13 protein-coding genes and 1 pseudogene are annotated in these 13,881 nt (G+C 66.7%); 8 read left to right on the top strand and 6 right to left on the bottom strand.

Annotated features, from left to right (window positions below):
* Nucleotides 1–13: 13 nt before the first annotated feature.
* A complete protein-coding gene (locus tag KUV74_RS09715) occupies nucleotides 14–352 on the bottom strand; it encodes a P-II family nitrogen regulator (protein WP_045993909.1) in 339 nt (112 codons plus the stop codon).
* 397 nt (nucleotides 353–749) lie between these two features.
* Here KUV74_RS09715 and KUV74_RS09710 point away from each other — a divergent pair, with 397 nt between their 5' ends.
* Together KUV74_RS09710 and KUV74_RS09705 are read left to right on the top strand one after the other, a co-directional pair.
* The gene (locus tag KUV74_RS09710) at nucleotides 750–1,130 is read left to right on the top strand and encodes an accessory factor UbiK family protein (protein WP_222516222.1); all 381 of its coding nucleotides are present in this window, start codon (nucleotides 750–752) and stop codon (nucleotides 1,128–1,130) included.
* A gap of 119 nt (nucleotides 1,131–1,249) precedes the next feature.
* Nucleotides 1,250–2,755 (top strand): YifB family Mg chelatase-like AAA ATPase, encoded by a 1,506-nt coding sequence (locus KUV74_RS09705; RefSeq protein WP_222516221.1) that lies wholly within the window; start codon nucleotides 1,250–1,252, stop codon nucleotides 2,753–2,755.
* Between the two features lie 109 nt (nucleotides 2,756–2,864).
* Here KUV74_RS09705 and KUV74_RS09700 read toward each other — a convergent pair whose 3' ends face one another.
* On the bottom strand, nucleotides 2,865–3,401 hold the full coding sequence (locus KUV74_RS09700; RefSeq protein ID WP_261395276.1) for a hypothetical protein: 537 nt from the start codon (nucleotides 3,399–3,401) through the stop codon (nucleotides 2,865–2,867).
* Entirely contained in the window at nucleotides 3,386–4,408 is a 1,023-nt protein-coding gene (locus KUV74_RS09695) for an alpha/beta hydrolase (RefSeq protein ID WP_052704447.1), read from the bottom strand. Before KUV74_RS09695 ends, KUV74_RS09700 begins: the two co-directional genes overlap by 16 nt.
* Before the next feature lie 473 nt (nucleotides 4,409–4,881).
* Between KUV74_RS09695 and KUV74_RS09690 the strand changes: the two genes are divergently transcribed.
* Nucleotides 4,882–7,068, top strand: coding sequence for a malate synthase G (locus tag KUV74_RS09690; protein ID WP_222516220.1), 2,187 nt, complete (start codon nucleotides 4,882–4,884; stop codon nucleotides 7,066–7,068).
* A gap of 200 nt (nucleotides 7,069–7,268) precedes the next feature.
* Nucleotides 7,269–7,682: a PaaI family thioesterase gene (locus tag KUV74_RS09685; RefSeq protein WP_045993913.1), complete on the top strand. Its 414-nt coding sequence runs from the start codon at nucleotides 7,269–7,271 to the stop codon at nucleotides 7,680–7,682.
* 9 nt (nucleotides 7,683–7,691) lie between these two features.
* Here the strand turns inward: KUV74_RS09685 and KUV74_RS09680 are convergent, their stop codons facing one another.
* A complete protein-coding gene (locus KUV74_RS09680; protein WP_222516219.1) occupies nucleotides 7,692–8,084 on the bottom strand; it encodes a DUF423 domain-containing protein in 393 nt (130 codons plus the stop codon).
* 106 nt (nucleotides 8,085–8,190) lie between these two features.
* Here KUV74_RS09680 and thiS point away from each other — a divergent pair, with 106 nt between their 5' ends.
* The 3 genes from thiS to trmB all read left to right on the top strand — a co-directional run bounded on the left by thiS (nucleotide 8,191) and on the right by trmB (nucleotide 10,104).
* A complete protein-coding gene (thiS, locus tag KUV74_RS09675; protein WP_181248714.1) occupies nucleotides 8,191–8,391 on the top strand; it encodes a sulfur carrier protein ThiS in 201 nt (66 codons plus the stop codon).
* Nucleotides 8,392–8,477: 86 nt separating this feature from the next.
* Nucleotides 8,478–9,272 (top strand): thiazole synthase, encoded by a 795-nt coding sequence (locus KUV74_RS09670; RefSeq protein WP_045993915.1) that lies wholly within the window; start codon nucleotides 8,478–8,480, stop codon nucleotides 9,270–9,272.
* An 85-nt stretch (nucleotides 9,273–9,357) separates the two neighbouring features.
* On the top strand, nucleotides 9,358–10,104 hold the full coding sequence (gene trmB / locus KUV74_RS09665) for a tRNA (guanosine(46)-N7)-methyltransferase TrmB (RefSeq protein ID WP_045993958.1): 747 nt from the start codon (nucleotides 9,358–9,360) through the stop codon (nucleotides 10,102–10,104).
* Nucleotides 10,105–10,162: 58 nt separating this feature from the next.
* Here the strand turns inward: trmB and KUV74_RS09660 are convergent.
* A pseudogene (locus KUV74_RS09660) lies at nucleotides 10,163–11,032 on the bottom strand (DMT family transporter); the annotation flags it as partial.
* A gap of 247 nt (nucleotides 11,033–11,279) precedes the next feature.
* Here KUV74_RS09660 and KUV74_RS09655 point away from each other — a divergent pair.
* On the top strand, nucleotides 11,280–12,209 hold the full coding sequence (locus tag KUV74_RS09655; protein WP_222516218.1) for a LysR substrate-binding domain-containing protein: 930 nt from the start codon (nucleotides 11,280–11,282) through the stop codon (nucleotides 12,207–12,209).
* Nucleotides 12,210–12,851: 642 nt separating this feature from the next.
* Here the strand turns inward: KUV74_RS09655 and KUV74_RS09650 are convergent.
* Nucleotides 12,852–13,763 (bottom strand): AEC family transporter, encoded by a 912-nt coding sequence (locus KUV74_RS09650; protein ID WP_108131876.1) that lies wholly within the window; start codon nucleotides 13,761–13,763, stop codon nucleotides 12,852–12,854.
* Nucleotides 13,764–13,881: the final 118 nt, after the last annotated feature.

The raw sequence follows: 13,881 nt of genomic DNA, 5'->3' as shown, positions 1-13,881 counted from the left end.
CAGGGGACGGGGATCAGACCGCGTCGGAGCCGCGCTCGCCGGTGCGAATGCGGATGACGTCTTCCAGCGGCGTGACGAACACCTTGCCGTCACCGATCTTGCCGCTGTTGGCCGCGTTGCAGATGGCTTCCAGCACGCTGTCCAGTCGGGCCTCGTCGATCGCAACCTCGACCTTCACCTTGGGCAGAAAGTCGACGACATACTCGGCGCCGCGGTATAGCTCGGTGTGGCCCTTCTGGCGGCCGAAGCCCTTGACCTCGGTCACTGTGATGCCCTGGACGCCGTTGTCGGCCAGCGCCTCGCGGACGTCGTCCAGCTTGAAGGGCTTGATGATGGCGGTGATCAGTTTCATGGCATGGCTCCCTACGTGCATAAGGTGGCGGCTTGTTTCCGCTCGGTGCATGGATATCTATGCATAGCGATATACGTGCCATAAATTTGGCAAAATCTTTGTTTACAATGGTTTGTGGTTGTTTTTGAAAGCGAGAGACGAAAAACACCCGCGAGTTTGCGGCACTGCATCAAAGTTAATGCACTGTTTTGGTGCTGGCGCGTATTGGTGGTGCGTCATTGGCGAGCATGCTGTGCCGGGCCGCGTGCTGCGTCGCGTGCCGGTTAGCCTGTTGGTATCAGGGAGTCGCCAATGCGCCGGGCGTCGCTGGGCAAGGGCCACGAAGCATGCGTTGGGCGCCCGGCTTGCGTATCCTGTCGGCAACGGAGTTCCCATCGACGTTTCAAGGAGAGCCATCATGGTCAGTCAGGATCGCATCAGCCGTTTGGCACAGCAGATCGGCGAGCGCTTGCAGGGCGCCTCCCAGGCCCCGGAAGACATCCAGAAGGGGGTCCAGCAGGTGGTGCGTGGCGCCTTCGATCGTCTCGAACTGGTGTCACGCGAGGATTTCGACATCCTCATGGACGTGTTGCAGCGCACCCGCTCCCGGGTCGAGGCGCTGGAAAAGCAGGTAGCGGCGCTGGAGAGCCTGGTCGAGGAACGTGCAGCGCCCGCTGGCGAAACGACCGCGGCGCCAGCCGTGGCCGAGGAAGCCGCCGAGGTACCGGTGCCGCCGGTGCCGGAACAGGGCAAGCAGGACGAGGCATCGAGCGGTTCAGCCGACAAGCCCTCCGCCTGAGGCTTCGGACGCAGAACGTCACAAGATATGCCGGCCCGCCCTGGCGGGGGGGTGGCATGCGGCGCCGGTGAGGTGGGCGTGCTCTACTGGTCATGAGCCTTCCGTCAGGCAGGGAGCCCATGACGCTTGCCATCATTGCCACCCGTGCGGGACTGGGGCTGGACGCCCCCGAGGTGCAGGTCGAGGTACACCTGGCCAACGGCCTGCCGGGCATGACCCTGGTCGGCCTGCCCGAGACCGCAGTGCGCGAAAGCCGCGAACGGGTGCGCAGCGCCCTTGCCACCTGCGGCCTCGACTACCCGCTACGTCGAATTACCCTGAATCTTGCTCCCGCCGATCTGCCCAAGGAGGGTGGACGCTTCGATTTGCCCATCGCGCTGGGTCTGCTGGTGGCTTCCGGTCAGTTGCCCGCCGCCGCACTGGAGGGTGTCGAGTGTGCCGGCGAACTGGCCCTCGATGGTCGGTTGCGGCCAGTAACCGGCATGCTGCCCTTCGCCATGGCCACCCGTCAGGCCGGGCGGCGCCTGATCCTGCCCGAGGCCAACGCCGATGAGGCGGCCCTAGTCAACGGCCTGGAGGTGCTGCCGGCGGCACACCTGCTCGACGTCGTCGCCCACCTGGCCGGGCGTATTCCCCTCGCTGCTCACCTACCCGCCGCACCGCCGCAAGACGGGCCTGCGGCGCTGGATCTGTGCGATGTGCGAGGCCAGTATCAGGCCCGGCGAGCGCTGGAGGTGGCGGCGGCGGGTGGGCACAACCTGCTGTTTGCCGGGCCGCCCGGCACCGGCAAGACGTTATTGGCCAGCCGACTGCCCGGGCTTCTGCCGCCGCTTGGCGATGACGAGGCGCTGGAGGTAGCGGCGATTCGCTCGGTGTGCGCGCTTCCTCTGTCCGATGGCTTTGGCCGTCGTCCGTTTCGCTCGCCTCACCACACCGCCAGCGCGGTCTCGCTGGTCGGTGGCGGCTCGCGTCCGCGGCCCGGCGAGATCTCGCTGGCCCATCGCGGCGTGCTGTTTCTCGACGAGTTGCCGGAGTTCAGTCGCCAGGTGCTGGAGGTATTGCGCGAGCCGCTGGAAAGCGGCGAGATCCATATCGCCAGGGCCAGCCACGAACGACGATTTCCCGCTCGTTTTCAACTCGTTGCAGCAATGAATCCTTGCCCCTGCGGCCATCTGGGTGATCCGCGTCAGGACTGTGTATGCACCGCGTCCCAGATCCAGCGCTATCAGGCGCGCCTGTCCGGCCCCCTGCTAGATCGCATCGACCTGCAGGTTGAGGTGCCGGCGCTGCCGGTGGAACAGTTGACGTCGCATCAGCCGGGGGAAAGCACCGAGATGGTGCGCCGACGCGTGATGGCGGCGCGTCAGCGTCAGCAGCAGAGGGGAGTGCTCAACGCCCAGCTCGCCGGGGCCGCGCTGGAGCGAGCCTGCGCCCTGGAGGTGGCCGAGCGCACCTGGCTGGCGCAGTCGCTTGAGCGCCTGCGGCTGTCTGCCCGGGCCTATCACCGGGTGCTGCGGGTGGCGCTGACCCTGGCCGACCTGGCCGGGCGCGAACGTCCGTGCCGCGATGACCTGATCGAGGCCATCGGCTATCGCCAGCTGGATCGGCTGTTGCGCAAGGGCTGACGGGCGCCGCACGGTCGTTCCATGCACCCGTTATCGCCAGGCATGGCCCCTGCCCGGGTCCAGGCTTGGCCCGAGAAGTCGACGAGCGCAGGCGCTTTTCAGGCAAGCCCTAGAGCGCGTCGGCGTCGAAGGCGCCGCTGATGACCGTGGACCACAGCGCGGCACCGTCGCCGGGGCGGCGCAGGCGGAGTTCGAAGCGGTAGGGCAAAAGCTCGCGGTCAGATAGCGTCAGGCGTGGGCCATCGGCGATCAGTCGGCTGTCGACCAGCCATTGATTGGTGTCGGCGGCAGGGGTATCACCGGGCTGCCAGTCCAGCACCTGGGGGCCGTCGTCGATCGCCAGCAGGCCACGGGTCAGGCTCTCCTGGACACGGCCGACGCCGAGCTCCAGCCTTTCGTCGACCTTGGGCGGGGACAGCAGCAGCACCTGATCGGCCAGGGTTTCCCCTGCCAGGGCTGGCGCCTCGGCGACCCGCTCGGCCGCCTGTTGGCCAAGGCCCAGCAGCGCCTGGCGCAGCGTCTCGGGGCGCTCGGGGGCGCTGGCACAGCCGGCCAGCCAGACCAGCAGCACCAGCGCCAGCCAGGGCAGCAGGGAGGCGTGGCTGCCGGCGCGGTGTACCGTCTGTCGGGTCAAGCATCTGGGCATTGAGATGACATCCTTTTCGGTAGAGGCCCTTCACTGAGCTGTTGTTCCAGAAATTGGCGCACTTCGGCGAAAAGGTCCAGGCGGATGGCCTCGGCCTCGTTGACCAGATGGTGGCGGGCTTGCGGGTGACAGCAGATGTGCGCGCCGGGAAACTTCTTGCCGAGTACCGCCAGATTCCAGGGCCCGTCCACCGTCAGGTCCTTCTCGCCTTGCAGGATCAGGGTCGGTAGCTGGCACGGGGGCAGCTGCATCAGGCGGGGCATCCAGCGGCGCATGGCGCTGACCCAGCCGGTGGGCAGGCGCACGGGCTGGAGCGGGTCCTGTTCGCGCAGAAAGGTGGCGAAGTCGTCATCATTGGTGTTCGCGCGAAACTTGCGCGGCACGCTGGAGACAAAGGGGCTGACCAGGCGATGGACCCAGGCTGCTCGGGTCCAGCCCCAGGGTCTGACCAGGGGCGCCAGCAGCACCAGCGCCGACCAGTGGCCGTCATCGCCCCGGCTCAGGGCATCGGTGGCCAGGATGGCACCGCCGGTGCTCTGACCGACGCCGACCCAAGGTCCTTGGGCCAGGCCGGCTTCGCTCAGGTGCTGCTGAAGCGTACGCAGGCAGTCGCCGTAGTCGGCAAAGTCGTCGATGTCGGCACGATCCCCACTGGACAGCCCGTGTCCCGGCAGATCCCACAGCACCACCGTGAGCTCGAGTTCCAGCAGCAGCTCGAGCAGGTGGCGGTACAGGCCCAGGTGGTCGTAGTAGCCGTGAACCACCACCGCGGTGCCCCGAGGGCGGGGCGGGCGCCATACCTGAGTCCACAGGCGGAAGCGTGGCGTCTCGATATTACCCGCGTGCAGCGTTACCCCTTCGGTGAGCAGGACATCGAGCCGATAGTGCGCCAGATAGCGTTCAAGGGTCGTTGCCATGGCCGGGGCGGCTGTCGCCACCAAGCCTTCGCCTTGTCTTGCCACCGGGGTCAGCCGTTCGATGGTCTCAAGGGGCGTGTAGTCGGTCATAGCGTCCTCCGCTGGGAAGGGGCGGTGGCGTGCGTTGCTCGGCACTCGGTTGTGCTGGGACGGCCAGATGGCGTGGAGGGTAGCGTCATCACCCTGCGCCTGGTTGCACCCTGACCGATCGTTGGCCACCTGCTTCTTCTGACACCGTCCGGAGGCCGTCGTTGCTCACCTGTGCCATGGAGGTATGGCCTTCGGCGTCAGATGAGGGAGTCGCCAGCACACGTCAACACCTTCCTGTCTGGGCTTCCTTGCCTGTTCCATGCTAGCGACCCAGCGAGTTCGGCACCACTGTTTCCCAATCGACAAGGCCCTCGACAGCTCATCATTTGGTCTAGCCTTGAGCGGTAGAGCGGGGTTTTCGGTTTACAAATGGAATGATTTTCCACAAAATCATTCTGGAGCAGTCACCTTTTCCCCTGTCCGGCTGGAAGGTGCCAGGGGGGCACCCAAGGCCCAACGAGGAGCTAGACCCAATGACGCAACGCATTTCTCGCCATCGCCTGCAGGTGGCCGCCGAGCTGGACCAGTTCATCACCGAACAGGCGCTGCCTGGCACGGGGATCGATGCCGATGCCTTCTGGAAGGGCGTCGATGCCATCTTCCACGACCTGACGCCGACCAACCAGGCCCTGCTGGCCGAGCGCGACGCGCTGCAGCAGAAACTCTCGGCCTGGCACAGTGAGCACCCGGGACCGGTCAATGACATGGCCGCTTACCAGGCCTTCCTCAAGGAAATCGGCTATCTGGTCGATCCGCCGGCCAAGGTCGAGGTGACCACCGAAAACGTGGATCGCGAGATCGCTTCCCAGGCGGGCCCCCAGTTGGTGGTGCCGGTGAACAACGCACGCTACTCGCTGAACGCCGCCAACGCGCGTTGGGGTAGCCTCTACGACGCGCTGTATGGCACCGACGTGATCAGCGAAGAGGATGGCTGCGAGAAGGGCTCGAGCTTCAACCCCAAACGCGGCGAGAAGGTCGTGGCCTACGCCCGCAATGTGCTGGATCAGGCGGCACCGCTGGCGACCGGCTCCCACCGTGACGCGGTCAAGTACTTCCTGCGCGATGGCCACCTGGTGGTGTCTCTGGACGGCGGCCGCGAGACCGGCCTGAAGGAGCCGGGCAAGCTGGTGGGCTACCAGGGCGACGCCTCCGCGCCGAGTGCCGTGCTGCTGTCCCACCATGGCCTGCATCTGGAAATCCAGGTCGATGACAGCCACCCCATCGGCAAGACCGACCCGGCCCACGTCAAGGACGTGGTGGTGGAAGCCGCGCTGACCTCCATCATGGACTGCGAAGACTCCGTGGCGGCGGTGGATGCCGAGGACAAGGTGGGCGTCTACGCCAGCTGGCTGGGCCTGATGAAGGGTGACCTCACCGCCGAGGTGGCCAAGGGCGGCAGTTCCTTCACCCGTCGCCTGAATCCGGATCGTGACTACGTCACGCCGGATGGTTCCGAGCTGACCTTGCCGGGACGCTCGTTGCTGTTCGTGCGCAACGTGGGTCACCTGATGACCAACCCGGCGGTGCTCGACGCCGACGGCAACGAAATGCCCGAGGGCATTCTCGACGCCATCATGACGTCGCTGATCGCCCTGCATGACCTCAACAAGGGTGACGATCAGCCGCGTAACTCGCGCACCGGCTCCGTCTATATCGTCAAGCCGAAGATGCACGGTCCCAAGGAAGTGGCCTTCGCCAACACCCTGTTCGGGCGTGTCGAAGACCTGCTGGGCATGGCCCGCAACACCCTCAAGATGGGCATCATGGACGAGGAGCGCCGCACCTCGGTCAACCTCAAGGCCTGCATCAACGAGGCCACCAGCCGGGTGGTGTTCATCAACACCGGCTTCCTCGATCGCACCGGTGACGAGATGCACACCGCCATGGAGGCGGGCCCCATGCTGCGCAAGGGCGACATGAAGGGCGCCGACTGGATTCAGGCCTACGAGCGCAGCAACGTGCTGGTCGGACTGGCCTGTGGCCTGCGCGGACGCGCCCAGATCGGCAAGGGCATGTGGGCCATGCCGGACCTGATGGCGGCGATGATCGAGCAGAAGATCGGCCATCCCAAGTCGGGCGCCAACACCGCCTGGGTGCCGTCTCCCACCGCTGCAGCGCTGCATGCCCTGCACTACCACCAGATCGACGTGGCCCAGGTCCAGCGCGAACTCGAGGAGCTGGACGAAAGTGAGCAGCGCGACGATCTGCTCAAGGCGCTGCTGACCGTGCCGGTGGTCGCCTCTGCCGACTGGAGCGACGACGAGATCCAGCAGGAGCTCGACAACAACTGTCAGGGTATCCTCGGCTACGTGGTGCGCTGGGTCGAGCAGGGCGTCGGCGCCTCCAAGGTGCCTGATATCCACAACGTGGGCCTGATGGAAGACCGCGCTACCCTGCGGATCTCCAGTCAGCACATCGCCAACTGGTTGTACCACGGCGTAGTCGACGCGGCGCGTGTGGAAGAGACGCTCAAGCGCATGGCCAAGGTGGTGGACGGTCAGAACGAAGGCGACCCGGCCTACACCCCGATGAGCCCTGACTTCGACAAGTCCACAGCCTTCCAGGCGGCCAGCGACCTGATCTTCAAGGGGCGTGAGCAGCCGGCCGGCTACACCGAGCCGCTGCTGCACCACTGGCGTCAGGTCCACAAGGCGAAGTAACACACTCGGGACGCCACCGAGTACGCCAAGCAAACGCCGCGATCCAGGCGGCGTTTCCCTGGACACACCCCCGGGCCTCCCCGGGGGTGTGTCGTTGTGTCGAGGGGAAAGCGCACAGCAGCGAGGGCGTTGAGGCGTCGTATCCGGGCTTGAGTTATGGTGAAGCTATCACGAGCCGGATTGCCTTCAGGGAGAGAACCATGACCGTGATGACCGCCGCCGCCATCGAGGATTTTCTGGACGACGTCTTTCCCCAGCGCATGGGCACCATCGAAGCCGTCTCGGAGATGCGGGCCACCATGAGCCTGGCCATCGAGGATGAACATCTGCGGCCCGGCGCCAGCGTCTCCGGGCCGACCATGATGGGACTGGCGGACGTCTGCCTGTACGTGGCCATCCTGGCCCAGATCGGGCCGGAGCCCATGGCGGTCACCAGCAACCTCAACTGCCACTTTCTACGGCGCGCCCGGGGTGATCGCGATCTGATCGCCAACGCCCGCTTGATCAAGCTGGGACGCCGCCTGGCGGTGGGTGAGGTGGAGCTGTTCTCTGACGGAGACGAGGCGCCGGTGGCGCACGTGACGGCGACCTACGTACTGCCCGATAACGACTGAGAGGCTATCTCACACGCGGGCTCGCCATAGTCCCCAGGCCAGCGCCAGCCAGCCAAGCAGCAACAGCACGCCGCCGAGCGGTGTGATCAGCCCCAGTGGGCCGAGCCCGACGCCGTAGAGCCCGACCAGGGCCATGGCGTACAGCGACCCCGAGAACAGCAGGATACCTGCCGACCACAGCCTCAGTGCCGTCAGCTGGGCGGCCAGCGGCTGCTGGGCCCGCCAGGCCAGCAGCGCCAGGCCTGCCAGGGTGTGCCAGGCCTGGTAGCGCACCCCGGTGGTAAAGGCGGCGGTCAGACGCTCAGGCAGGCGTCCGTCGAGGCCATGGGCGGCGAAGGCGCCGAGCGCCACCACCAGGGCGCCGGACAGGGCGAGGGTGATCCACCAGTGACGATCCGGCATCGAGGCTCCTTGACGACGAGAGAGAGGAATCTGCCCTCAACCGTACCCCGCGGCGGCCCGAGCCGCTACAATGTTGCCCCCGCGACATCTTGATAATGAGGTGGCCATGCAGATTCAGCTAAATGGTGAGCCCCACGCCCTCGACCGTGAGCAGACCGTGGCGGAGTTGATCGACGCCCTGGGTCTGGGCGGGCGCCGCATCGCCGTCGAGCTCAACGAGGACATCCTGCCGCGCAGCCAGCACGGCGAGACCCGCCTGGCGGATGGCGATCGCATCGAGATCGTCCATGCCATCGGCGGCGGCTGAGGCGAACCACCCGCCAGCAGATACCGACGACTATAGAGGTGCCGCTCGAAGGCGGCCTGGTTCCGTTTCGTGAGAAGGACTTGAGCATGACCGACATCTTTCAGGACAGCCCGCTGCGGGTCGCCGACCACGCCTTTTCCTCGCGTCTCTTGGTGGGCACCGGCAAGTACAAGGACTTCGACGAGACCGGCGAGGCGATCGCCGCCAGTGGCGCCGATGTCGTGACCTTCGCGGTGCGTCGCACCAACCTGGGGCAGGAGGCCGGTGAGCCCAACCTGCTCGACGTGGTGCCGCCGGAGCGCTATACCCTGCTGCCCAATACCGCCGGTTGCTACAACGCCAAGGATGCTGTGCGCACCTGTCGGCTGGCGCGGGAACTGCTCGACGGCCACAAGCTGGTCAAGCTCGAGGTGCTGGGGGACGACAACACCCTCTATCCCAATGTGGTGGAGACCCTCAAGGCCGCCGAGACGCTGGTCGCCGATGGCTTCGACGTGATGGTCTACACCAGTGACGACCCCATCGTCGCCAGGGAGCTCGAGGCCATCGGCTGCTGCGCGGTGATGCCGTTGGGCTCGCTGATCGGCTCCGGCCACGGCATCCAGAATCCGCACAATGTGCGCCTGATCATCGAGCAGGCCAAGGTCCCGGTGCTGATCGATGCCGGCATCGGCACCGCCTCCGAGGCAGCCCTGGCCATGGAACTCGGCTGTGACGGCGTGCTGATGAACTCCGCCATCGCCCACGCGCGCCAGCCGGTGCTGATGGCCGAGGCCATGAAGCATGCCGTGCAGGCGGGACGCCAGGCGTTTCTCGCCGGTCGCATGCCGCGTCGCGGCGCCGAGGCGTCATCGCCGTTCGCCGGCCGCATCAACGCCTGAAGCCGGCAGGAGCGGCATGGCCCGGCCTGCCGCTCCTGCTCAGCTTTCTCGCCCTGACACTTTCACCACGCCCCCAGACATCATCATGACCGACCAAGATCGCCCCGACGAGGGCAAGACCACCGGCCCGGAAGGACCGGACGCACCGCTGCATCGCCGTGGTATCAAGAGCTATGTGCTGCGGGCCGGGCGCATGACCCAGGCGCAGACCCGTGGGCTTGAGGAAGTCTGGCCGCGGCTGGGACTGACCCTCGCCCAGGGGCGCCAGGACCTCGATGCGCTGTTCGGCCGCCAGGCGCCCAGGGTGGTCGAGATCGGCTTCGGCATGGGAGCGTCGCTGATCGAGCAGGCCGAGACCCATCCGGACACCGACTTCATCGGAATCGAGGTACACGCCCCGGGCGTCGGCAAGTTGCTCGACGAAGCCGACAAGCGTGGGCTGACCAACCTGCGGGTCTACCGCGAGGATGCCCTGGCGGTGCTGGAGCAGTGCCTGCCCGAGGGCAGTCTGACCACCCTGCAGCTGTTCTTCCCCGACCCCTGGCCGAAGAAGAAGCATCACAAGCGGCGCATCGTCCAGCCGGCGTTCGTCGAGCTGGTGCGGACTCGCCTGGCCAGCGGTGGAACCCTGCACATGGCCACCGACTGGGAAGCCTACGCCGAATGGATGGCCGAGGTGATGGAGGCAGCCCCGGGCTACCTCAATACCGCGACCCCGGAGACGGCGCCCTATGTGCCGCGTCCCGACTTTCGTCCGCTGACCAAGTTCGAGGCGCGGGGCGAACGGCTCGGTCACGGTGTCTGGGACCTGATCTTCCGCCGCGTCGACTGACGCCGGCATCGGCGGCGCGGCCCTGGCCGCGTCGCCCGGCCGCCAGCGCCCACAGGGCGCCACCCAGCGACAGCACCAGTCCCGCCAGGCCCAGCCCGTCCGGGCGCTCGCCGAACAGCGAAAGCGTCATCAACAGCGTCACCGCCGGGGTCAGCGCGATCAGCGCCGAGGTCGGGGTCACCCCGAAGCGCCCCAGGCACGCCACGAAGAAGCCGTAGCCACCGAAGGTGGCCAGCACCACCAGCCAGCCAATGGTCAGCCAGGCGTCCAGCGTCGCCGGAGGCAGCGCCGGCAGGCCTGGTTCGAGCATCACCGCCGCCAGCATGAACACCAGCGTTGCCGCGCTCAGCTGCAGCGCCAGGCGGGTGATCAGTGACAGCGGCACCACACCGCCATTCTCCTCGCCGGGCCTGGCGGTCGCCGGCGGCGTCAGGATGCTGCCGATCGATACCGCGGCGACCGCGACCAGCGGCAGCAGGTAGGCCCACCAGGGGGCGCCGCCGACGCTGCGCATGTCGCCAGCGATCATCGCCATAGCGCCGAGCGTCGCTACCCCCATGCCCCACCATTGTGCGCTGTCGCTGCTCTCCTTGAGCAGGTGCCGTGCCAGCAGGGCCGCCGCCAGCGGCTGCAGCGCGCCGATCAGCGCCGCCACCGAGGCGCTCACACCTTCGGCCACCGCCACCAGCATCGTCAGCAGGTAGACGCCCACCGTCAGACCACCGGTGAGCAACTCGTGGCCTGCCTGGCGCCAGCTCGGGCGATGCCCCGGATGGCCCAGACGACAGACCACCAGCGCCCAGGCCAGCAGGGTCGCCAGGGCAAAGCGCCAGGCGTAGAGCCCCATCACCGGCACGTCCAGGTCCACCGCCATGCGACTGCCGACGAAACCGCTGCTCCAGCAGACCACGAAGCCCGTGGCGACCATCAGGGCACCCGAGTGCTTGCCCAGCTGCCGGGGAAGCTGGTGGAGCAGGGGGATCAGGCGGGGTAGCAGCGTCTGCATGGGGCCTCCTTGAGCACGGGTGGATGACGGCAGCGCTGGATAGAGGAAGCGCTGGATGAGCAGTCTGCCGTGGTGCTAGCCTTTCGAGTAGCGAAACGTTTTTCACGCTGACTTAAATAATATTGAAGTCTTCGGGTAGGGTGGTCTGGCGCCATAGGGGGGAGCAACGATGACCGAGAACACGGGAGCGGCGCTGGATCTGGAGGCGCTGCGCAGCTTTGTGACGGTGGCCCAGCAGGGCAGTCTGGCGGCGGCGGCGGAGTTGCGACACCGCACCGTTAGTGCCTTGAGCATGCAGATCAAGCGCCTCGAGCAGCGTCTCGACGCGCGCCTGCTGATCCGTGGGCCACGCGGAGTGTCGCCGTCGCCGGCCGGCGAGGCCTTGCTGCAGGAGGCGCGTGAGCTGCTGCGCCAGCACGACGGCCTGGTGGCGCGACTGACCGGACAGGGACTCAGCGGGCGGGTGCGCTTCGGCATGCCGGAGGGCTACGCCCCGCATCTGGTCGAGCAGGTGCTGCCTGATTTTCTGGCCAGCCACCCCAATGTGCTGCTGGAGGCGGTCACGGCGCCCAGCGGAGAGCTGGCCCGGCGCCTGGAGCGCGGTGAGCTGTCGCTGGCGGTAGCGCTGGACCGTCCGCATCAGCTGACCAATGGCGAAACGCTGTGGCAGACCTCGCCGGTGTGGGCGGCGTCTCGTGAGTTTCGCATCGCCGACGAGGCGCCGTTGCCGCTGGCGCTGCATCCGCTGGACTGCCCATTCCGATCGCTCGGGGTCGAGGCCCTGGAGAGTCAGGGGCGCGACTGGTACGCGGTCTTCACCAGTACCAGCATCCATGCGGTGGAAAAGGCCGTGGAAGTCGGCCTGGCCGTGAGCATCCTCGATCGCCAGCGGCTGACGCCGCGCATGCGCGTGCTGGATGAGGCCGAGGGGCTGCCCCACCTGGGTACCAGCGACGCCTGCCTGTACTTCAGCCGGCGCATCGCCGCAGCCTCATGGCCGGCGGTGGAAGCCCTGGCGGGGCTCTTGCGCCAGCGTCTGAGCGGTGCAGGCCCCTGGGCTGCGAATAGCCGCGAGGCCAGGCCGCTGGCACTGGGGTGAGATGAACGAGAGCGGTGAGACGCAGGGAGCGGTGCGACGAACAGGAGCCAAGGCCCTGGGGCAAGGTTGACCAGAAGCCTCGATGGCCAGAAAAAAGAAAACCGCTCCCGGGGGAGCGGTGAAAGGACCGTGACTAGCAATGAGGAGGAGAAACCAGATAGCGACTGGCAATGTCTGGTATCTGGCGCCGGCGGCTCATCAACGCCGACAATCTCAGCGTAAATCATTCTCATTTTCTTCGTCAAGCGTAACGAGAATATTTTTTATTAAGGCGGTGTGTCCGCTCACCCTCGCTGGCTTTCTGCCAAGGGGAACGCATGCGAGGGGCGGCGCCAAGACAGCAGGCGAAACCGGGCAGAGGCTCGGGATGGCGGAATCAAGCGGTGGCAGGACGTCGTGGGCAACGAGGCGAAGGAGCGCTGGCCACGGGACCGAACCAGGCGGCCATGAAAAAGCCGCTTCCAGAGGGAAGCGGCGCAAGGACCGTGACTAGCAATGAGGAGGAGAAACCAGATAGCGACTGGCAATGTCTGGTATCTGGCGCCGGCGACTCATCAACGCCGACAACCTCAGCGTAAATCATTCTCATTTGTTTCGTCAACACAAACGAGAATCTTTTTTAATAAAGCCTCGCCTGGCCCCTCAGGTCAGCTGCATCCACAGCGGCAGGCTGATCATCGCCGCCAGGGTCTGGGCGGTGATCAGTCCGGCCATCAGCTCAGCGTCACCGCCCAGCTGGCGTGCCAGAATATAGGCGGAGGTGGCGGTGGGCAGGGCGGCGTACAGCAGCGCCACATCCTGGCTGACAGGGTCGAGGCCCAGCAACCATGCCAGCACCAGCACCAGCGCCGGCATCAGCACCAGCTTGACCAGGCTCGAGACCCACAGGCCAAGATCGCGCCTCAGCAGGGCCTGGGGTCGCAGTGCCACCCCTACGGCCACCAGCCCCAGCGGTAGCGCCGCTCGTCCCAGCAGCTCCAGGGTTCCCGCCGACCAGCCCGGCAGGCCGATCCCCGAGAGATTGAGCCCGATGCCGATCAGGCAGGCGAGGATCAGCGGGTTCTGGGCCAGGGCGAGCAGTGAGCGCCATAGACCTGAGCGGCCGAGGGTGCCCGCGGCGATAAAGGTCAGCACGCACAGCACATTGACCGTGGGAATCATCAGCGCCAGGGCCACCGCTGCCACCGTGGCGCCCTGGGGACCGTGCAGCGCAGCGGCGCCGGCGACGCCGACATAGGTGTTGAAGCGCACCGCGCCCTGGAAGACAGAGGTAAAGGCGGCGGCGTCGAGATTCAGGCGGGGCTTGAGCCACCACAGCAGAGCGGAGAGCACCAGCATGGTGCCCAGCAGCACCAGGGCGAGCCTGGCCACCGGTACCTGGCTGATGTCCGCCCTGGCCAGGGTCGCCACCAGCATGGCGGGAAACAGCAGAAAGTAGATCAGGCGCTCCATGCGCGCCCAGAAGTCCCCGCCTGGGATGCGTCCGACACCCAGCACGGCGCCAAGCAGGATAAGCAGAAAAAGCGGGCCCAGGGCCGCAGTGATGGAGGCCATGTACGTTCCTTGTCCGGGCGAGGCCGGTGGCAGAATAGTGCGCCGTCGAGCGTGAGCAAGCGCGCGTTGACGGCTGCGACATTGTCGCGCAGGGGGCGTCGGAGTTTTGCTGATAAGC

The organism is Halomonas sp. DP1Y21-3 (genome assembly GCF_019801245.1).
Taxonomy (GTDB): Bacteria; Pseudomonadota; Gammaproteobacteria; order Pseudomonadales; family Halomonadaceae; genus Halomonas; species Halomonas litopenaei.
The sequence above is the reverse complement of the archived record's forward strand: the minus strand, read 5'-3'. Positions and strand labels throughout refer to the sequence as shown.